Source organism: Nonomuraea fuscirosea, assembly GCF_003001935.1.
Taxonomy (GTDB): Bacteria; Actinomycetota; Actinomycetes; order Streptosporangiales; family Streptosporangiaceae; genus Nonomuraea; species Nonomuraea fuscirosea.
In genome coordinates this window covers 20506-39159 of sequence record NZ_PVNG01000028.1, presented here as the reverse complement: position 1 = coordinate 39159, position 18654 = coordinate 20506, and the positions used below count along the sequence as shown (strand labels likewise).

Sequence of the window (18654 nt, the reverse complement as noted above, 5' to 3'; positions counted from 1 at the left end):
CCGCGCCGGGCTCCTAGCGTGGGGCGGCGTGATCAGTCTGCGGGGTTTGACCAAACGATACGGCGACCGTCTCGCCGTCGACGACCTGTCCCTCGACCTGAGACCGGGCACGGTGACCGGCTTCCTGGGGCCGAACGGAGCGGGGAAGTCGACCACGATGCGCCTCGTCCTCGGCCTCGACCGGCCCAGCGCCGGCACCGCGCTCGTCGGCGGAGTCCCGTACCAGCGGCTCAGGAATCCCCTGCGCACGGTCGGCGCGCTGCTCGACGCGCGCGCCGTGCACCCCGGCCGCAGCGGCCGTGCCCACCTGGTGGCGCTGGCGCGCAGCAACGGGATCGCGCGGCGGCGGGTCGGCGAGGTGCTGGAGACCGTCGGCCTGGCCGGCGCGGCGGGCAAGCGGGCCGGGACGCTGTCGCTGGGCATGAGCCAGCGCCTCGGGATCGCCGCGGCGCTGCTGGGCGACCCGGAAGTGCTGATGTTCGACGAACCCGTCAACGGGCTCGACCCGGACGGCGTGCGGTGGGTGCGCGGGCTCATGCGGTCGCTGGCCGGCGAGGGGCGCACGGTGTTCGTCTCCAGCCACCTGATGAGCGAGATGCAGCTCACCGCCGACCACCTCGTGGTGATCGGCAGGGGCCGGCTCATCGCGGACGCGCCGCTCGCCGACGTCATCGCGGGCAGCTCGCTGACGGCCGTGCTGATCCGGACCCCGCACGCGGACGCCCTCGCCGACCGGCTGCGCGCCGCCGGGATCGCGGTGGACCGGCTCGGCGAGAACGAGCTGGAGGCCACCGGCGCCCCCGTCGAACGCGTCGGCGACCTGGCCCACGAGGCCGGGATCCGGCTGCACGAACTGCGGACCAGACAGGCGTCCCTGGAACAGGCCTACCAGGAGCTGACCGCGGACAGCGTCGAGTACGGAGCGGGCCGATGAACGGGCGGACGCTGGGGCAGGCGTCCGAGCCGTCGGAGGCGACGGCGCGGACGTCGGGGCAGGAGTCCGGGCGACCGGGGGCGATGGCGCGGGCGTTGTGGCAGGCGGCCGGGGCGGAGTGGGCGAAGGTGTGGTCGGTCAGGTCCACATGGTGGTGCCTGGCCTGCGCGCTCGCGCTCACCGTGCTGACCGCCGTCACGCTGGGCGGGGCCGCCGCCACCGACGCCCTGCGCGACGGCGCGGCCGGCGTGCGCGTCACGGCCAGCGAGCCCGTGGTCTCGGCCACGTCGTTCGTGCAGTTCGCCCTGGTGGCCCTGGCCATGCTGACGATCACCGCCGAGTACGCCTCCGGCGGCATCCGCGTCACCCTCCAGGCCACGCCCGTGCGCGGCGTGGTGCTGGCGGCCAAGGCGCTGGTGGTCGCGCCCGTCATGTTCGCGGCCGGAGTCCTGTCCGGGGCGGTGGCTACGGCGGCGGTGTACCTGCTGCTGTCCATCGACGTGTTCGGCGGCCTGGTCGCGCTGCCCGCCGCCGACGTCGCGTTCGACCTGCTGGGCACCGGCGTGTACTACGCCTTCGCAGGGGTGCTGACACTGGGCGCCGGCGCGGCCGTGCGCAGCGCGGCGGGCACCCTGACCGTGGTGTTCATGCTGCTCATGGGCCTGCCGCTGCTGCTGCTGATGACCGGCGGCCAGGTGGCGGTGGACGCCTCGATGCGGCTGCCGATGTTCGCCGGGCTGGCGTTCATGGGCAGCACCGGCAATCTGACCGGCGGGCCGATCCCGTACCCGGCGGGGGAGGGGCTGGCATGGCTGGTGGCCTGGACGGCGGCGGCGCTGGTGGCGGGCCTGGTCGTGCTGCGCCGCCGCGACGCCTAGACTTCACGCCCGTGTGGGGCGGGCAGATCGCGCGGATGGCGGCCGGGGTCCTCGTCGGGACGGCTCTCGGCCTCGCCGAGCTGGCCTTCCTGTGCGCGGCGGCGCCCGCGTCCCTCGTCCCCGCGCTGCGTCCCGCCCTCGCCCGCGGCCGCGCCCGCCTCACCGCCCTGGAACGCGCCCGCCTGTCCCGCTGGCTCGACCTGGACCCGAGCCACCTCGGCACGCGTTCGCGGGGGACTGACGGGGCGGCGGACCTGGTCCAGGACCAGGGCACGCGGGACGGCGGGTACACGTTCCTGGCCGCCCGCGCCGCCCTGGCCCTCCTCGGCGGGTACGTCTGCGCGTCCACGCTGTTCCTCGCCTGCCTGCTCCTGGCCGGCGGCGCCTGGGACCTGATCAGGGACAGCACGGAGCCCGTTCCGCTGAACCTGCCCGGCGTCAAGCTCGTGACCAGCAGCGGCATCGTCGGCCTCACCACGGGAGCGGCCCTGCTGGCCGTGCTCGTCCTCATGGTCGCGGCCCTGGCGGCCCTGGAGCGCCGCCTGGCGGCCCGCTTCCTCGGGCCGGGCGGCCGGGAGCTGATGCGCAGGCGCATCGCCGAGCTGACCGCGACCCGTTCCGGCATCGTCAGAGCGGTGGACGACGAGCGGCGCAGGATCGAGCGCGACCTGCACGACGGCGTGCAGCAGCGCGGCGTGGCCCTGGCCATGCTGCTCGGCCGCGCCCGCCACAGCGTCGCCCCCGACCGGACCGCCGAGCTGGTCGACCAGGCCTACACCGAGGCCCGCCAGCTCCTCGACGAGCTGCGCAGCGTGGCCTGGCGGGTCTACCCGACCGCGCTCGACGAGCTCGGCCTGCGCGCCGCGCTGGCCGGCGTGGCCGAGCGGTCGGGCGTCCCCGTCACCGTGCACCATCAGCTGAGCGGCCGCCTCGCCTCCGAGGTCGAGACGGCCCTGTACTTCGTCGCCCGTGAGGCCATCACCAACGCGGTCAAGCACGCCGGCGCGCATGACATCCTGGTGGTCCTGAGCGAGGACGAGCGGACGGTGAGCGTGGCGATCTCCGACGACGGCGCGGGCGGCGCCGACGCCTCGGGCGGCGGGCTGTCCGGCCTGGCCCGGCGCGTGCTGGCGCTCGACGGGACGTTCACCGTGGACAGCCCGCCCGGCGGCCCCACACGGATCGCCGCCACGCTGCCGAAGGCGCCGCCGTGCGGGTGATCCTGGCCGACGACTCGGTGCTGCTGCGCGAGGGCCTGACCCGGCTGCTCGACGACGCCGGGCACGAGGTGGTCGCCGCCGTCGGCGACGCGCCCGCGCTGCTCGACGCCGTCGGCCGGCACCGTCCCGACGTGGCCGTGGTCGACGTGCGCATGCCGCCCACGCACAAGGACGAGGGGCTGCGGGCGGCGCTGGAGATCCGCGAGCGGCTGCCCGGGGTCGGCGTGCTCGTCCTGTCGCAGTACGTCGAGCAGCACTACGCCGCCAGGCTCCTGGCCGGGTCCACCGAAGGGCTCGGCTACCTGCTCAAGGACCGGGTCTCCGAGGTCGGCGACTTCCTCGACTCGCTGGAAGGGGTCCGCGCCGGTGGCACCGCGTTCGACCCCGAGGTGGTGCGCCAGCTGCTGGCCCGCACCACCCGAGCCGACCCGCTGAGCCGGCTCAGCCCGCGCGAGGGGGAGGTGCTGCGGCTGCTCGCCCAGGGGTTCGTCAACGCCGCCGTCGCCGAACGCCTGCACGTCTCGCTCAGCACGGTCGAGAAGCACGTCAACGCGATCATGGAGAAGCTCGACCTGCCCCGCGACCCCGGCTACAGCCGCCGCGTGCTGGCGATCCTGCGCTATCTGGAAAGCTGAGTGATCCCCTTCCCGCGGCACGTCACGGATTGCCCGGCAGGCCGCCGGGTAAGGGAGGACACTCGACTCGTACGACACAGGGGGGAAGGACCCACATCATGACCGTCATGCTCTCCGACGGCCGCCCGATGCCGCGCCTGGGGCTCGGCACCTATCCCATGCGCGACGCGGAGGCCCGCCAGGCGGTGTCCCACGCGATCTCGCTGGGCTACCGCCTGATCGACACCGCCGCCGCCTACGGCAACGAGGCCGACGTCGGCGCCGCCGTCGCGGACGCGCCCGTGGGCCGCGAGGAGCTGTTCGTCACCACGAAGCTGCGCGGCTCCCACCACGGCTACGACGCGGCCATGCGCGGCTTCGAGGAGAGCCGGGCCCGCCTCGGCCTCGACTACGTGGACCTGCTCCTCATCCACTGGCCGCTGCCCGGCCGCGACCTCTACGTGGACACCTGGCGGGCCTTCGCCCACCTGCGTGATCAGGGGCTGGTGCGCTCGATCGGCGTGTCCAACTTCACCCCAGCCCAGATCGGCCGGCTGGCCGACGAGACGGGCGTGCTGCCGGTCGTCAACCAGGTCGAGATGCATCCCGGCTTCCCCCAGCACGAGCTGCGCGCCTTCCACGCCGAGCACGGCATCGTGACCGAGTCGTGGAGCCCGCTCGGCGCAAGCAGCAAGCTGCTCGACGAGCCCGCCGTCACCGACCTGGCCTTCGCGCGCGGCCGTACCCCGGCCCAGGTGGTGCTGCGCTGGCACGTGCAGGGGGGCGCGGTGCCCATCCCGAAGTCGGGCGATCCCGAACGGATGCGGCAGAACTTCGAGGTGTTCGACTTCAGCCTGTCACCGGAGGAGACGGCCCGCCTCGACACCCTGAACGGCGGCCGCCTCGGCGGCGACCCCGACCACCACGTCGAACTCTGACCATCCCCGCCCTGTCGGGCGACCGTTCAGAACGCGGTGTGGGCGAGCCAGTGCTCCAGCACCGCCCGGTCCCCGGTGACGGCGCGGGCCGGCAGCCGACGTGCGAACACCAGCATGCACTCGGCCGTCGTCCCCGACACGACCACGTCACCGTCACGGTCGCCGCGCTCCCACCGCACCCCTTCGGGCGTTCTGGTGATCACCCAGCCGTCCACCCCGTCCGGGCGGATCACCAGCCGCTCGCCCCGGCCGCGCAGGGCGGCCAGCCTCGGCAGGAACGCCTCCGCCGCCTCCGTCGCCGCGATCAGCTGCAGGCTCTCGGTGAGCACCTCGGCGGCCACATCGCCGGCGATCCCGTACGCGGCGCCGGTCGTCAGCGCCGCGTCGTAGTGGTGGACCGCGGTGTCGCACATCATCCGGCGCATCCAGAACGCCGTGGGCACCGGCCCTGCCATCGACCACACTTCAGTCTCCGCCCCGGCGTCCCGCACGGCCGCGATCAGCTCCTCGGCGCCGCCCAGAAGCCAGTCCTCCCATGCCGCCGGCTGATCGTGGTCGGCCTCGGCCGGATCGGGGACGGCCGAAGGGCCGCCTTCGCGGACGATGCCCGCCGCCCACCGGTCGGCCTGCCCGATGTGCCCGACCAGGCGGGCCAGCCGCCATTCCGGGCAGGTGGGCACCTTCGCCTCGGGATCGCCCCCTGCCACCGCGCCGGCGAGCCCGGTGGTCACCTCCCGCAGCCCTTCCACCAGCCGCGCGTAGTCCAGCGTCATCATGACGAGATCTCCTCTCCACGGATACGGCGGTAGCGTAAGAACTCCAGTCCAGTGGAGGTTCAAGTGCTTTCGCGCGACGAGACGCTCGGGATCGGGGATCTGGCCCGGCTCACCGGCGTCCCCGTGCGGACGATCCGCTTCTACTGCGACGAGGGGATCATCGCCTCCGTACGCAGCACCGGGGGGCACCGCAGGTTCGACCGGACGGCCGTGGAGCGGCTGGGCCTGGTCAAGCGGCTGCGCGGGCTGGGGCTCGGGCTGACCGCGATCTGCCACGTGCTCACCGGCGAGCGTTCCGTCGGCGAGGCCGTCGCCGCCGAGCGGGCCGCGCTCGACCTGCGGCTCGCGGAGCTGGCCTGGCGGCGCGCCCGGCTGCGGGCCGTCGAGGAGGCCGACCCGGCCGACCGGGCGGCCAGGCTCGCGCTGCTGGCCGGCGTGGCGGACGCGGCCGCCGCGCGGGAGGCGCTGCTGCGGTTCTGGCGGTGGCAGATGGTCTCGCCGGTCTCCGACGCGACCCTCGCCCCGTTCCTGGCCATGGCCGCGCCCCCGCCGCCGCCGGATCCGACGCCGCCGCAGGTGATCGCGTACGCGGAACTGGTCGCCCTGGCCGGGGACCGCTCCCTGACCGGCGACCTGCGCGCCAGGGCCGTGGCGCACGCCAGGGAGATCGGCAGCGAGGACGACCTCATGCACGGCGTCGGCGAGGCGATCACCCTGGCCGCGCCGCTCGTGCTCGCCGGCGAGGCACCGCGCCCGGGACCCGAACTGGACCGCTTCGTCCAGGCACACGCCACGGTCAGGGGCCGCACCGACACCCCGTCCTTCCGCCGCCGCCTCCTCACGATCGTCGAACCCGACCGCGACCCACGCGTCCGCCGCTACTGGCAACTCGTGGGCGAGGTCAGCGGCGAACAGGCCACGATCGGCGCTTTGCTCGGCTGGCTGACCGACTCGCTGGAACGCTCTGTCGGATGAAGCCGGTTCCCGCTCGGTGGTCAACCGCTCGGAGAACGGGCTCCGGCCGGACCCGGGTCGGTGGTCAGCTGGTCGGGGTTCGCTGGTTCTCCTGGGTTCTCGTCCTGGCGTCGTGCGCCGCTGGGGCGGGTGAGGTCGGGCGGCGGGTGGTCAGGAGGACGATGAGGGCGGCCAGCAGCAGCCAGGCCGAGGTCATGACGATCAGCCAGGTCCAGCCCGCGTGCCCGTACACGACGGCGCCGGCCGTGCCGCCCGCGCCGCTGCCCAGGTAGTAGAAGAGGGTGTAGAGCCCGGCGGCCCTGCCCCTGGTGGACGGGGGCGCGTCGGCGGTGACCCAGGCGTTGGCTACGGCGTGGGCGGCGAAGAATCCGGCGGTCAGCACGGCGAACCCGGCCACCACCACGGGCAGCGACGCCGACACGGTCAGCACGGAGCCCGCCGTCGTGACGGCCAGCGCGGTGACCAGCGCCGTCCTCCGGCCGAGGCGGGCCGTCAGACGTCCGGCGGCGGCCGAGGAGGCGGTGCCCATGGCGTACGACAGGAAGACCAGGGAGGCGGCGGCCGGGGCCAGCGACAGGGGAGGCGCGGCCAGCCGGAACCCGGCCGCGTTGTACAGCGCCACGAAGGCCCCCATCCCCAGCGCCCCCACCACCACCGGCACCACCAGCGTCACCCGCACTCCGGTACCCGCCCGTGCCCCGGTGTCCGCCGGCGCGGCGGCTCGCCGGGATCCCGCTGTACGGGGGTCGCGGGGCAGGGTGGTGGCGGTGAAGAGGGCGCAGGCCAGGGAGACGGCCGCTACCGCCGCGAGGGCTCCGTGCCAGCCCAAAGGTTCGGCGGCGAAGCCGGCGCCGAGGCGGCCGAGCATGCCGCCGACGGAGTTGCCGGCGATCATGGCCCCTACCGCTCCGGCCAGCCGGGCCGTACCGAGCGCGTCCGCCAGGTACGCCGCCGCCACCCCCGCGAACCCGGCGATGGCCACCCCCTGCACCGCCCGCATCCCCAGCAGCACGGGGAAGGACGGCGCCAGCGGCAGCAGCAGGCCGATGAGCGCCGACAGCACGACCGACCAGACGATCACCCGGCGCCGGCCCACCGCCCCGGCGAACCAGGCCAGGGGCAGCACCGCCACGGCGAGTGCAGCGGTGGCCACCCCGATGGCCAAGGAGGCGGTGCCGGGATCGAGCCCGTACGCGGAGGCGAGCTGAGGAAGGACGGGCTGCGGCGCGTACAGCAGGGCGAACGACGACAGCCCGGCCGCCGCCACGGCCATGCTGACCCGCCGCGTGCCGACGGTGGCGGAGGAGGAGGCTTCGAGAACTACCACCCCACAAACGCTAAGCAAGGCTAATAAATACGTCTAATGCAGAAATAGGCGATAATTCATACTGTGATGGATGAATCGGATGACCAGCTGGCGGCAAGCCTCGCCCCCGTGCTAGCGCTGCTGGCCGCCGTAGGCGAGACCGGCCACGTGACCCGCGCCGCCGAGCTGCTCGGCATCCCCCAGCCCACGGCCAGCCGCCGTCTGGCCGGACTGGCGGACCTGGTCGGCACCCCGCTGGTGCTGCCCGCCGGCCGCGGCATCCGCCTGACCAGGGCAGGACGTACCCTGGCCGCCGCCTCCACCAGAGCCCTGGCCGTCGTGACCGCCGCCGCCCGTGAGGTGCGCGAGGACATCGACCCGGGCAGCGGCCGCATCGTGCTCGGCTTCCTGCACCTGCTCGGCCGCACCCTGGTGCCCTCCCTCATCGGCGGCTTCCGCGAGCGCAACCCGGACATCCGGTTCAGCCTGGCGCAGGGGTCGCGGCAGGACATGCTGCGGGCGCTGCGCGAGGGCGAGATCGACCTGGTGTTCGTCGGCCCCATGCCGCTGGACGATCCCGACCTGGCCAGCCGCCCGCTCGCCGACCAGGAGATGGTCCTGACGGCGCCCTCGTCCCACCGCCTGGCGGGCCGGCGCCGGGTGCGGGCGGAGGAGCTGGCGGGGGAGGAGCTGGTGACGCTGGAACACGGGTACGGCGTGCGCCAGATCACCGACAGCCTGTGCGCGGCGGCCGGGTTCGAGCCGCGGATCGCGTTCGAGGGGCAGGAGACGGAGACCGTGCGCGGCCTGGTGGCGGCCGGGCTGGGCGTGGCCGTCCTGCCCCGCTCCGAGCAGCCGCCGGCCGGGGGTGTGGTGGAGATCCCGCTGGATCCGCCGGTGTCGAGGACGATCGGGGTGAGCTGGCCGGTGGGTGAACGGCTCACCCCGGCCGCGCGCTCGTTCCGCGACCACGTCTGCTCGGGCCTGACCGACTTCGGCCCCGGCTTCCGCCCCCACGCCTCCTGAACGCCGCACGCCGCTTCCGAACGTCGCCAGCGAGCCGGGACGCCGCCGCGCCGGTAACGCCACACCTCGCGGGGAAGGCCGCCCACCCGCGTCGGCAACGCACGTCGTTCGGGACGGCCTGCCTCCGCCAGGCTCAGGGGCACCCCCGCATGCGGGCGCCCGACCCTCGCTCGCAGGACCTCGGCCCCCGCCCGGAAAGTTCTACAGAACCTTGACGCGGCACGCGTTGGTTGTTGAACTTGAGGCATGACCGGACAGCCAGAGGTGTCCTTCGACACCGATCCCGGCAGATACCGTCATCTCAGGCTTGAGTTCGACGGCGACGTCGCCAGGATCGTGCTGGCGGTCGACGAGGGCGCCGGCATCGTCCCGGGCTACGACCTCAAGCTCAACTCCTACGACCTCGGGGTCGACATCGAGCTGCACGACGCCGTCCAGCGGCTGCGCTTCGAGCACCCCGAGGTCCGCGTGGTCGTCCTCACCGGCAGCCTGGACCGGGTGTTCTGCGCGGGCGCGAACATCCGCATGCTGGCCCAGTCGTCCCACCCGTGGAAGGTGAACTTCTGCAAGTTCACCAACGAGACCCGCAACGCCATCGAGGACGCCACCGCCTGCTCGGGCCAGACCTACCTGGCCGCGGTCAACGGCACCGCGGCGGGCGGCGGCTACGAGCTCGCCCTCGCCTGCGAGCGGATCATCCTGGTCGACGACGGCTCCACGGCGGTGTCCCTGCCGGAGGTGCCGCTGCTCGGCGTGCTGCCCGGCACCGGCGGCCTGACCCGGCTGACCGACAAGCGCGGCGTGCGCAAGGACCTGGCCGACGTGTTCGCCACCCGCAGCGAGGGCGTGCGCGGCAGGACGGCGGTGGCCTGGCGGCTGGTCGACGAGGCGGTGCCGCGCAGCCGGTTCGAGCAGACCGTACGGAAGCGCGCGAAGGAGGCGGCCGCCCGCTCGGCCCGCCCCGACGGCGCCCGGCCGGTCGAGCTGCCGCCGCTGCGCCCCGACGGCTACGCCTACTCCACGGTCACGGCGGTGCCGGAGGAGCACCAGGTCACGATCACCGTACGCGGCCCCGAGGCGGGCGACGACGGCTGGCTGCTGCGCATGACCAGGGAACTGGACGACCTGATCCTGCGCCTGCGGACGAACGAGCCGGAGCTCGGCACCTGGGTGATCAGGACCGAGGGCGACATCGACGCGGTCCTGGCCGCCGAGCCGGGCACCGACGCCTGGCCGCACGGCGAGATCAGGCACTACCTGAAGCGCACGCTCAAACGCCTCGACGTCACCAGCCGCAGCCTCATCGCGCTGATCGAGCCGGGCAGCTGCTTCGCCGGCCCGCTGCTGGAGCTGGCCCTGGCCTGCGACCGCCAGTACATGCAGGACGACCCGGACCGGCCGGCCGAGATCGAGCTCTCGCACGCCAACTTCGGCGACTATCCCATGGGCAACGGCCTGTCGCGGCTGGCCGCCCGCTTCCACGCCGAGCCCGGCCGGGTGGCCGCGCTGGAGAAGGAGCAGGGCCGGCGCCTCGGCCCGGCCGAGGCGCTGGAGCTGGGGCTGGTGACGTTCGCGCCGGACGACCTCGACTGGGACGACGAGGTACGCCTGGCGCTGGAGGAACGCGCCGCGCTCAGCCCCGACGCGCTCACCGGCATGGAGGCCAGCCTGCGCTTCGCCGGCCCCGAGACCATGGAGACCAAGATCTTCGCCCGCCTGGCCGCCTGGCAGAACTGGATCTTCACCCGCCCGAACGCCTCGGGCCCCGAGGGCGCGCTGCGCAGCTACGGTACCGGCCGGCGCCCCGTCTACGACCGTGAGCGAGCATGACCAGCCGACCGGAGGCGAGCTTGACATGGGCATCGACTACACCGAGCGGATCCCGAACAACGTCGACCTGGCCGAGGACCGGCGGCTGAAGCGGGCGCTGGAGTCGTGGCAGCCGCGTTTCCTGCAGTGGTGGGCGGAGATGGGCCCGGCGCTGCCCACCCAGGACGTCTACCTGCGCACCGCCGTCGCCGTCGGCCGTGAGGGCTGGGCGCACTTCGACCACGTACCGCTGCCCGAGTACCGCTGGGGCATCTTCCTGGCCGAGCGCGACACCGACCGGCGGGTCGCCTTCGGCCAGCACAAGGGACAGCCGGTCTGGCAGCAGGTGCCCGGCGAGTACCGCGCCGACCTGCAGCGGCTCATCGTCATCCAGGGCGACACCGAGCCGGCCAGCGTCGAGCAGCAGCGCCGCCTCGGGCTGAGCGCTCCCTCCCTGTACGACCTGCGCAACCTCTTCCAGGTCAACGTGGAGGAGGGCCGGCACCTGTGGGCGATGGTCTACCTGCTGCACGCCTACTTCGGCCGGTCGGGCCGGGACGAGGCCGAGGCGCTGCTGCTGCGCAACTCGGGCAGCGAGGACTCGCCGCGCATCCTGGGCGCCTTCAACGAGGAGACGCCGGACTGGCTGTCGTTCTTCATGTTCACCTACTTCACCGACCGCGACGGCAAGTACCAGCTCGGCACGCTCAAGGAGTCGGCGTTCGACCCGCTCAGCCGTACCTGCGAGTTCATGCTCAAGGAGGAGGCCCACCACATGTTCGTGGGCACCACGGGCGTGGACCGGGTGGTGGAGCGGACGGCGCAGCTCATGCGCGAGCACGACGACGAAGATGTCCGGAAATATGGTGGCATCCCGTTGAACGTCATCCAGAAGTACATCAACTTCCACTACAGCGTGAGCCTCGACCTGTTCGGCGGAGAGACCTCCACCAACGTGGCGAACTACTACACGGCCGGGCTGAAGGGGCGCTGGCAGGAGGAGCGCCGCAAGGACGACCACCTGCTCACCGAGGCCGTCGCCGTGGTGCCGCGGATCGAGGACGGCCGCCTGGCCGAGGCCCGGCTGCCCGCGCTGACGGCGCTCAACGCCGACCTGCGCGGCGAGTACGTGGCCGACTGCGTCACCGGCGTGAACCGGTGGAACCGCATCCTCGTCTCCCACGGCCTCGACCCCGTCCTCTACCTGCCGCACGTGGGCTTCAACCGCAAGGTGGGCGCGTTCGCCGGCCACCACGTCTCCCCGGACGGGCGGGTGCTCGCCGAGCTCGACTGGGAGGCCGCCGCCGGCCGCTGGCTGCCGGCCGCCGAGGACAAGACGCACGTGCTGTCGCTGATGCGGCCCGTCTACGAGCCGGGGAAGATCGCCGCCTGGGTCGCGCCGCCGCGCTCGGGCATCAACGGCCGGCCCTTCGACTACGAGTACGTGCACCTTTGAGCTCTACAAGTCATTGACGAGCTACCGATCCTGTGTAGAAGATTCAGTCACGATCGCCCGCCTGCGGATGGGGACGGCCATGACGTCCGAATCGTTCAACGCCAGCGTCTTTCTCACCGACCGCCAGGTCGAGGCCGGCCGGGGCGACCACGTCGCCGTCACCGGCCCGGCGGGCACGCTGACCTACGCCCAGCTCGCCACCCGCACGGCCGAGCTGGCCACCGGGCTGGCCCGCCTGGGGATCAGGCCGGAGGAGCGGGTCCTGCTCGTCATGTCCGACCGGCCGGAGACCGTGATCACCATCCTGGCCGTCATGCGGATGGGCGCGGTCGCGGTGCCGGTGTCCACGATGTACAACGGGACGGAGCTGGGCGCGCTCATCAGGGACGCGCGGGCCAGGACTGTCGTGGCCACGCCGGAGTTCGAACCGGTCGTCCGCACGGCCCTGACGCAGACCCCCGAGGTGACGACACTCATCCTGACCGGCGACACCGGCGAGGGCGCCGAGACCCGAGAGGCGCGTGACCCCGGCCGCTCCTGGACCGAGGTGCTGGCCTCGGGCCGGCCGGCGGGGCCCGCGTACGAGAGCTGGCGCGACTCACCCGCCCTGTGGCTCTACACCTCCGGCACCACCGGAGCCCCCAAGGCCGCCATGCACCGCCACGGCGCGATCAGGGACGTCTACGAGACCTACGGCCGCCAGGTGCTCGGCATCCGCCCGGACGACCGGTGCCTGTCGGTGGCGCGGCTGTTCTTCGCGTACGGCATCGGCAACTCCATGTTCTTCCCCCTGGCCGCCGGCGCGACCGCCGTCCTCGACCCGGCCCGCCCCACCCCCGCCGGCGTGGCCGCCCTGGTGGCGGCCGAGCGGCCGACGCTGTTCTTCGCCGGCCCCACCTTCTACGCCGCGCTGCTCGCCGCCGGCATCCCCGATGACGCCTTCGCCTCCGTACGGCTGGGTGTCTCGGCGGGAGAGGCGCTGCCGGCCGAGATCCTGCGCCGCTTCACCGGCCGCTTCGGCGTGGAGATCATCGACGGCCTCGGCTCCACCGAGGCGCTGCACATCTTCATCTCCAACGCGCCGGGCCAGGTGCGGCCGGGCACCTCGGGGACGGTCGTGCCCGGCTACGAGGCCAGGCTCCTCGACGACCACGGCGTCCCCGTCGAGGACGGCAGGCCGGGCCACCTGCTCGTCCGCGGCGACTCGATCGCCACCGGCTACTGGTGCCGCACGGCCACCACCCGCCAGGTCTTCCAGGGCGAGTGGCTGCGCACCGGCGACACCTATGTCCGCGAGCAGGACGGCTCCTACCGCTGCCTCGGCCGCTCCAACGACATGATCAAGGCGGGCGGGATCTGGGTGTCGCCGATGGAGGTCGAGGACCGGCTGCTGCGGCACGAGTCGGTCGGCGAGTGCGCGGTCGTGGCCTACATCGACGGCGAGGGGCTGGAGAAGCCGGTGGCCTGCGTGGTGCCCGCCCCCGGCCGCCAGGTGGACGCCGGCGAGCTCATCGGCTTCTGCCGCGACGGTCTGGCCTCGTTCAAACGGCCGCGCGAGGTGCTGGTGCTGGACGAGCTGCCCAAGACGGCGACCGGCAAGATCCAGCGCGTGGTGGTCCGCCGCATCGCCGCCGACCTCCTGGGCCAGCAGTAGCCGGCCGGACGGCGGTCAGGCGGCCGCCCGCGTCCGGTAGACGGTGATGGCGAACGGCCGCGGCGAGGAGGCGTAGACCTGCTCGTTCAGCCGCGCCAGCGACCCGTGCGCGTCCAGGTAGCCGTGCAGCCGGTCGGACTCCGGCCACGGATGGACCGCCACCAGCACCCCGCCGGGCGCGAGCAGTTCGCTCAGCCGCGACGACGCCAGCCGCAGCCGCTCCTCGCGCCCCAGGTAGTAGAGCGTCTCGGAACAGAACACCAGGTCGAAGCGGTCCTGCGGCCGGTGGGTGAGCAGGTCGGCGCGGACGAAGCGCACGTGCCCGTTCTGCGGCACGCGCGCCCGCGCCCGCGTCAGCGCCCGTTCGGACAGATCCACTCCGACGATCTCCGCCTCCGGGTACGCCGCCGCCAGCGCGAGCGTGAACACCCCCTCGCTGCACCCGACCTCGATGATCCGCCGGTACGGCCCCGGCGGCAGGTGCTTGAGCGTGACCAGGTACTTCTGCTGCTCGTAGTCGTCGGTCGCGAGCCGCCACGGGTCGGGGATCCGGTGCCGCCAGTCGAAGTAGCGGCGCAGGACCAGCCCCTGCCCCTTCGCCGACAGCAGGGACAGCGCGCGGAAGAGCGCGCGGTGCATGAGCTCGGGCAGGCGTGGCATGCGGCCCCTCCCGGTCGGGACGCAAAGGAGAGGTCCCTGGGCTTTGAGATGAAGTCGTCGCCGAGAGGGGATGCCCGTTATCAGGCCGGATAACGCCTGGTCAGCGGTATGCCATGAGCATATTTCACGACATCGACTCGCGGAGCTCGCGTTTGAGGACCTTGCCGGAGGCGTTCTTCGGCAGCGCGTCCACGAACACCACCCGCTTGGGCGTCTTGAACGGCGCCAGCCGCCCGCGCAGGAACCCGGTCAGCTCACCGGCCGTCAGCCCCGCACCCTCCCGCAGCACCACCGCGGCCGTCACCGCCTCGATCCACTTCTCGTCCGGCACCCCGAACACCGCCGCCTCCGCGACGGCCGGATGCTGGTAGATGGCCTCCTCGACCTCGCGGCTGGCCACGTTCTCACCACCCGACTTGATCATGTCCTTCTTCCTGTCCACCACCGACAGGTAGCCGTCGCCGTCCATGACGCCCAGGTCGCCGCTGTGGAACCAGCCGCCGCGGAACGCCTCCGCCGTCTTGTCCGGGTCGTTCCAGTAGCCGAGCATCGCGTGCGGGCTGCGGTGCACGATCTCGCCCACCACGCCGGGCGGCACCGGCCGGTCCTGGTCGTCGACGATCCGCGTCTCCACGTTCAGCGCGGGACGCCCGGCCGAGCCGAGCCGGGTCAGCTGCTCGTCCGGGCCGAGGATCGTGGCGACGGGCGCCATCTCCGTCTGGCCGTAGAAGTTGAACAGGCGCACGTCGGGCAGCCGCGCGGCGATCTCCTTCAGCACCTCCACGGGCATGATCGAGGCGCCGTAGTAGCCCTTGCGCAGTGACGACAGGTCCCTGCGGTCGAAGTCGGGGTGACGCAGCAGCGAGATCCAGACCGTGGGCGGGCAGAACAGCTTCGTGGCCCGCTCGCCCTCGATGGTGGCCAGGATGGCCGCCGGGCTCGCCCCCGGCAGCACGATGTTGGTCGCGCCGAGATAGACGCCCGGCGTCAGGAAGCAGTGCAGCTGCGCGCAGTGGTAGAGGGGCAGGGCGTGCACCTCGACGTCGTCGTGGCGCATCTCGCCGTCGATCACGCAGGTGACGTACTGGGCGATCAGGCTGCGGCTGGACAGCGTGGCGCCCTTCGGCCGGGACTCCGTGCCGCTGGTGTACATGAGCTGGATCGGCTCGTCGTCGCCGATCTCCACCGTCACCTCCGTCGCGTCGTCGTGCTCCGACCAGGCGCTGAACGGCTCCCACCCGTCGGCGCCCGCGCCGATCACGCCGCGCACGCGTACGTCGTCCGTGACCGCCGCGGCGGCCACCGGCAGCAGCGCGTCCTCCACCAGCATCCCGCTCGCCCCGGAATGCTCAAGGATGTACGCCACCTCCTCGGCCCCCAGCATGAAGTTGACCGGCACGGAGATCGCCCCCAGCCGCGCCAGCGCGAAGTACGCCACCACGAACGCGTGGTTGTTGTGGCTCAGGACGGCGAACCTGTCGCCCTTGCCCACACCCCGCGCGGCCAGCGCGTTGGCCGTCCTGTTCACCACGGCGTCGAGCTCGGCGTAGCTCTGCCGCAGGTCGCCGTAGACGACGGCGGTCTTGGCCGGGTAGCGGGCGGCAGAGCGCCGCAGGAGGTCACCGATGGCGTGCTGGCGTGTCATCCGGGCACCCTTCGTCAGAACGATGTTCGGGTGATCCTAACCCGTGGCCCGCGTCAGTCCAGAGGGTCGCCCGGGATCGCCTCGTAGTGATCGAGCAGCCGCCGGGCGAGGCCGTCGTCGTGGCGCAGCGGCAGGCCGTCCACCTGCCCGACCGTCATCACGCCCCAGGAGTTGCAGAGGAAGACCAGGTCGAATCCGGTCAGATCGGCCACCTTGAGCGGACGCCGCACCTGCGGCACGTCCATGCGTTCCAGCAGCCGCATCGTGATGCCGCGCAACATCGGCGCGTCCGGCCAGACCAGCCGGCCGTCCGCGAAGCCGCCCAGGTTCGTGATCGAGCCCTCGCTGATCAGGCCGTCGCCGGTGGTCAGCAGCGCCTCGCCGAACCCGTCGCGGGCCGCCGCCCGGTTGATGTGGGCCTGCTGGAAGCCGCCCGCCTGCTTGATGTGCGGCAGGTAACGCTGGTAGACCACCGACCTGACGCTCAGCGGCCCCGCCAGCGGTGCGTGGGGCGGGCCCGAACTGGCGACGACGTGCGGGGGGTCGCCGTCCAGCACGTAGACGCGCACGCTCGCGTCCCGTACGTCGCCGCCCAGCACGGTGCGGACGGAGGCGAGCACCGCCGCCCGGTCGATCCCGCCGCCGAACAGCTCGCGGGAGGCCGCGTCGAGCCGGTCGAGGTGCAGGCCGAGCCCGCGCACCCGGCGATCCCTGACCTGCATGGCGGTGAAGTGGCCGTAGCGGGCCTCCAGCAGCAGGCGCGCCTCCGCGCCCACGAGCCGCCCGTCGAGAGTGGTGCGTCCGGTCATGACGATCCACTCTACGGACCTCCGCACCGAGAGCCTCAGGTGCCTTCCGCCCGCATCACGGTGTACGGGGCCAGCTCGCCCAGCCCGCGCACCGACAACCGGTTGACCTCGCGCAGCCGGAAGGCCCGGTCGCCCTCCAGCTCCTCGGCCAGCTGCGGATCGGCCAGGATCGTGCCGGGCAGGGACAGCGCGGTCAGCCGGCTGGCCAGGTTGACCGTGGTGCCGAACACGTCGCCCATCCGCCAGATCACCGGCCCGGAGGCCAGCCCCACCCGCAGCTCCGGCATGTCCTTGCCGCGCGCGTGCGTCTCCACCAGCCGCAGCGCGATCTCGGCGGCCACGTGCGCCTTGTCGGAGACGAACAGCACCGAGTCGCCCAGCGTCTTGACCACCCGCCCGCCGGAGGAGGTGACGATGTCGGCCGAGCGCCCCTCGAACCTGTCGATCAGCCGGGCCAGCTCGCCGCCGGTGATCTGCCGGCTCAGCCGGGTGAACGCGACCAGGTCGGCGAACCCGACGGCCAGGCGTACGGCGCTCATGTCCTGGACGGCGATGCGCCCGGCCGCGGCGGCGAGCTGGCGCTGCCAGGCGTAGACCAGCAGCCGGGCCAGGTCGGGCACCACCCGCTCGGCCCGCCTGCGCCAGGCCCGCGGCCGCTCCGCCAGCGGCACCCCGGCCTGGTCGAGCTCCTCGACGCCCAGCTCGGCGTGCGACTCGGCGAGCCGGGTCGTGGCCCGGCCGAGCGAGCGCGCGAGGAGCAGCACGTGCTCCTCGTCGTAGACGCCCGAGGTCACCATGCCGACGAGCGTCCTGAGCGCCTCGACGTCGGAGTCGGTGAACTCGACCGCCTCGTCGGGCACGTTGGGGAAGCCCAGAGCGCGCCAGAACCGCCGCGCCCGGTAGACCGGCACCCCCGCCATGTCGGCGACCTGGTGACTGGTGTACCGGCGCGGCTCACGCAGGAACGCCTCGGTGAGCCCGCTCATGAGCCCGTCCGTGAGACCGCCCATCGCCCCGCCCGCCGATCCGTTCGCGGGCCCGCCCACCGGTCCGTCTGCCGGTCCGTCTGCCGGTCCGTCTGCCGGTCCGCCGCCCGGCCCCCCGGCCGGTTCGTCCCCGTACACCGCCGCCACCTCGGCAAGATAACACCCTGTGCGCCAGATCACTCCAGCAAGGCACGCAAGGCGCCTCTTTCTCTTTCCGGTACGTACCCGGCGTAGTAGTCGTACATCGCTTTTCTCGACAATCTGGCGGCGAGCGGCCCGTCACCGGCACGCATGGCGGCCACCACGTCCTCGTGGTTCCTGATGCTGCGCCGCATCAGCGCGCCCCGGTCCGGCTCGTCCGTGATCCGGCCGGCGATCAGCTTCAGCACGATCGAGCGCACCACGTCGGTGCAGATCTCGATCAGCTTGTTGCCGCTCGCGCGCGCCACGGCGTCGTGGAAGGCCAGGTCGGCCGCACCGAAGGAGTCCGCGCCCTCGTCACCGGCTTCCCCCGCGTCCAGCGCCGCGCGCATCGCCGCGACCGCCGCGTACATCTCGGCCAGCTGCTCCTCGGTGCGCAGGCGCGCCGCCAGCAGGATGGCCGCGGAGTCCAGCACCATCCTGAACTGCACCAGCTCGGCCAGCGACAGCTCCTCCACCCGGGCGAGCGTGGTCATCGACTTGTGTAATGCGGCGGGCGTGAACGGCAGCACCTCCGCGCCGTTCGGATCGCCGGGCCGCGACCGCACCAGGCCGCGCGCCTGCAGCACCCGCAGCGCCTCGCGTACGGTCGAGCGGCTGACGGAGAACTGCACCATCAGCTCGCGCTCGCTCGGCAACCGCCCGCCCGGCGTCAGCGCGCCGCTCTCGATGGCCTCCTCGACCTGCTCCACGACCCGCTCGTAAGCGCGCACGGCACGCACCGGCTCGAAGCGCGGTCCACCCATGCAAGCCCCCTTGACCCGAGC

17 protein-coding genes are annotated in these 18654 nt (G+C 73.1%); 10 read left to right on the top strand and 7 right to left on the bottom strand.

Annotated features, from left to right (window positions below; genetic code table 11):
* Window positions 1-28 precede the first annotated feature (28 nt).
* From B0I32_RS47140 to B0I32_RS47120, 5 genes are all read left to right on the top strand, one after another.
* On the top strand, window positions 29-934 hold the full coding sequence (locus tag B0I32_RS47140; protein WP_106250912.1) for an ATP-binding cassette domain-containing protein: 906 nt from the start codon (window positions 29-31) through the stop codon (window positions 932-934).
* Window positions 931-1812, top strand: coding sequence for an ABC transporter permease (locus B0I32_RS47135; protein WP_106250910.1), 882 nt, complete (start codon window positions 931-933; stop codon window positions 1810-1812). The genes B0I32_RS47140 and B0I32_RS47135 overlap by 4 nt, the downstream gene beginning before the upstream one ends.
* An 11-nt stretch (window positions 1813-1823) precedes the next feature.
* Window positions 1824-3032, top strand: a complete 1209-nt coding sequence (locus tag B0I32_RS47130; RefSeq protein WP_245956573.1) for a sensor histidine kinase — start codon at window positions 1824-1826, stop codon at window positions 3030-3032.
* Window positions 3023-3667, top strand: a complete 645-nt coding sequence (locus B0I32_RS47125; RefSeq protein WP_106250908.1) for a response regulator — start codon at window positions 3023-3025, stop codon at window positions 3665-3667. The genes B0I32_RS47130 and B0I32_RS47125 overlap by 10 nt, the downstream gene beginning before the upstream one ends.
* A gap of 98 nt (window positions 3668-3765) precedes the next feature.
* Window positions 3766-4584, top strand: a complete 819-nt coding sequence (locus tag B0I32_RS47120; protein WP_106250907.1) for an aldo/keto reductase — start codon at window positions 3766-3768, stop codon at window positions 4582-4584.
* Window positions 4585-4610: 26 nt separating this feature from the next.
* Here the strand turns inward: B0I32_RS47120 and B0I32_RS47115 are convergent, their stop codons facing one another.
* The gene (locus B0I32_RS47115) at window positions 4611-5360 is read right to left on the bottom strand and encodes a maleylpyruvate isomerase family mycothiol-dependent enzyme (protein ID WP_106250905.1); all 750 of its coding nucleotides are present in this window, start codon (window positions 5358-5360) and stop codon (window positions 4611-4613) included.
* Window positions 5361-5423: 63 nt separating this feature from the next.
* Between B0I32_RS47115 and B0I32_RS47110 the strand changes: the two genes are divergently transcribed.
* Complete coding sequence (locus B0I32_RS47110; RefSeq protein WP_106250903.1) at window positions 5424-6335, top strand: MerR family transcriptional regulator; 912 nt, start codon at window positions 5424-5426, stop codon at window positions 6333-6335.
* Window positions 6336-6399: 64 nt separating this feature from the next.
* Here the strand turns inward: B0I32_RS47110 and B0I32_RS47105 are convergent, their stop codons facing one another.
* Window positions 6400-7662 carry an MFS transporter gene (locus tag B0I32_RS47105; RefSeq protein WP_245956568.1) on the bottom strand — a complete coding sequence of 421 codons (1263 nt, stop codon included), beginning with the start codon at window positions 7660-7662 and terminating at the stop codon, window positions 6400-6402.
* Between the two features lie 66 nt (window positions 7663-7728).
* Here B0I32_RS47105 and B0I32_RS47100 point away from each other — a divergent pair, with 66 nt between their 5' ends.
* From B0I32_RS47100 to B0I32_RS47085, 4 genes are all read left to right on the top strand, one after another.
* Window positions 7729-8667 carry a LysR family transcriptional regulator gene (locus B0I32_RS47100; RefSeq protein WP_106250901.1) on the top strand — a complete coding sequence of 313 codons (939 nt, stop codon included), beginning with the start codon at window positions 7729-7731 and terminating at the stop codon, window positions 8665-8667.
* Window positions 8668-8913: 246 nt separating this feature from the next.
* Window positions 8914-10497, top strand: coding sequence for a 2,3-epoxybenzoyl-CoA dihydrolase (boxC, locus tag B0I32_RS47095; RefSeq protein WP_106250900.1), 1584 nt, complete (start codon window positions 8914-8916; stop codon window positions 10495-10497).
* Window positions 10484-11932 (top strand): benzoyl-CoA 2,3-epoxidase subunit BoxB, encoded by a 1449-nt coding sequence (gene boxB, locus B0I32_RS47090; RefSeq protein WP_219912368.1) that lies wholly within the window; start codon window positions 10484-10486, stop codon window positions 11930-11932. The genes boxC and boxB overlap by 14 nt, the downstream gene beginning before the upstream one ends.
* A 79-nt stretch (window positions 11933-12011) precedes the next feature.
* Window positions 12012-13586, top strand: coding sequence for a benzoate-CoA ligase family protein (locus B0I32_RS47085; protein ID WP_106251063.1), 1575 nt, complete (start codon window positions 12012-12014; stop codon window positions 13584-13586).
* 15 nt (window positions 13587-13601) lie between these two features.
* Here B0I32_RS47085 and B0I32_RS47080 read toward each other — a convergent pair whose 3' ends face one another.
* The 5 genes from B0I32_RS47080 to B0I32_RS47060 form a co-directional block, all read right to left on the bottom strand.
* Window positions 13602-14246, bottom strand: a complete 645-nt coding sequence (locus B0I32_RS47080; RefSeq protein ID WP_106250897.1) for a class I SAM-dependent methyltransferase — start codon at window positions 14244-14246, stop codon at window positions 13602-13604.
* 124 nt (window positions 14247-14370) lie between these two features.
* Entirely contained in the window at window positions 14371-15891 is a 1521-nt protein-coding gene (locus B0I32_RS47075; RefSeq protein ID WP_106250895.1) for an acyl-CoA synthetase, read from the bottom strand.
* Window positions 15892-15944: 53 nt separating this feature from the next.
* On the bottom strand, window positions 15945-16700 hold the full coding sequence (locus B0I32_RS47070) for an aminotransferase class IV (protein WP_106250893.1): 756 nt from the start codon (window positions 16698-16700) through the stop codon (window positions 15945-15947).
* Window positions 16701-16735: 35 nt separating this feature from the next.
* Window positions 16736-17686: an adenylate/guanylate cyclase domain-containing protein gene (locus B0I32_RS47065; RefSeq protein WP_181308556.1), complete on the bottom strand. Its 951-nt coding sequence runs from the start codon at window positions 17684-17686 to the stop codon at window positions 16736-16738.
* Window positions 17687-17862: 176 nt separating this feature from the next.
* Window positions 17863-18633, bottom strand: coding sequence for a FadR/GntR family transcriptional regulator (locus B0I32_RS47060; protein ID WP_106250889.1), 771 nt, complete (start codon window positions 18631-18633; stop codon window positions 17863-17865).
* Window positions 18634-18654: the final 21 nt, after the last annotated feature.

Coding starts and splice junctions, on each gene's coding strand:
- B0I32_RS47120 (WP_106250907.1), top strand. CDS start 3,766: ATGACCGTCATGCTCTCCGACGGCCGCCCGATGCCGCGCCTGGGGCTC.
- B0I32_RS47065 (WP_181308556.1), bottom strand. CDS start 17,686: ATGAGCGGGCTCACCGAGGCGTTCCTGCGTGAGCCGCGCCGGTACACC.
- B0I32_RS47075 (WP_106250895.1), bottom strand. CDS start 15,891: ATGACACGCCAGCACGCCATCGGTGACCTCCTGCGGCGCTCTGCCGCC.
- B0I32_RS47115 (WP_106250905.1), bottom strand. CDS start 5,360: ATGATGACGCTGGACTACGCGCGGCTGGTGGAAGGGCTGCGGGAGGTG.
- boxC (WP_106250900.1), top strand. CDS start 8,914: ATGACCGGACAGCCAGAGGTGTCCTTCGACACCGATCCCGGCAGATAC.
- B0I32_RS47135 (WP_106250910.1), top strand. CDS start 931: ATGAACGGGCGGACGCTGGGGCAGGCGTCCGAGCCGTCGGAGGCGACG.
- B0I32_RS47080 (WP_106250897.1), bottom strand. CDS start 14,246: ATGCCACGCCTGCCCGAGCTCATGCACCGCGCGCTCTTCCGCGCGCTG.
- B0I32_RS47070 (WP_106250893.1), bottom strand. CDS start 16,700: ATGACCGGACGCACCACTCTCGACGGGCGGCTCGTGGGCGCGGAGGCG.
- B0I32_RS47060 (WP_106250889.1), bottom strand. CDS start 18,633: ATGGGTGGACCGCGCTTCGAGCCGGTGCGTGCCGTGCGCGCTTACGAG.
- B0I32_RS47085 (WP_106251063.1), top strand. CDS start 12,012: ATGACGTCCGAATCGTTCAACGCCAGCGTCTTTCTCACCGACCGCCAG.
- B0I32_RS47100 (WP_106250901.1), top strand. CDS start 7,729: ATGGATGAATCGGATGACCAGCTGGCGGCAAGCCTCGCCCCCGTGCTA.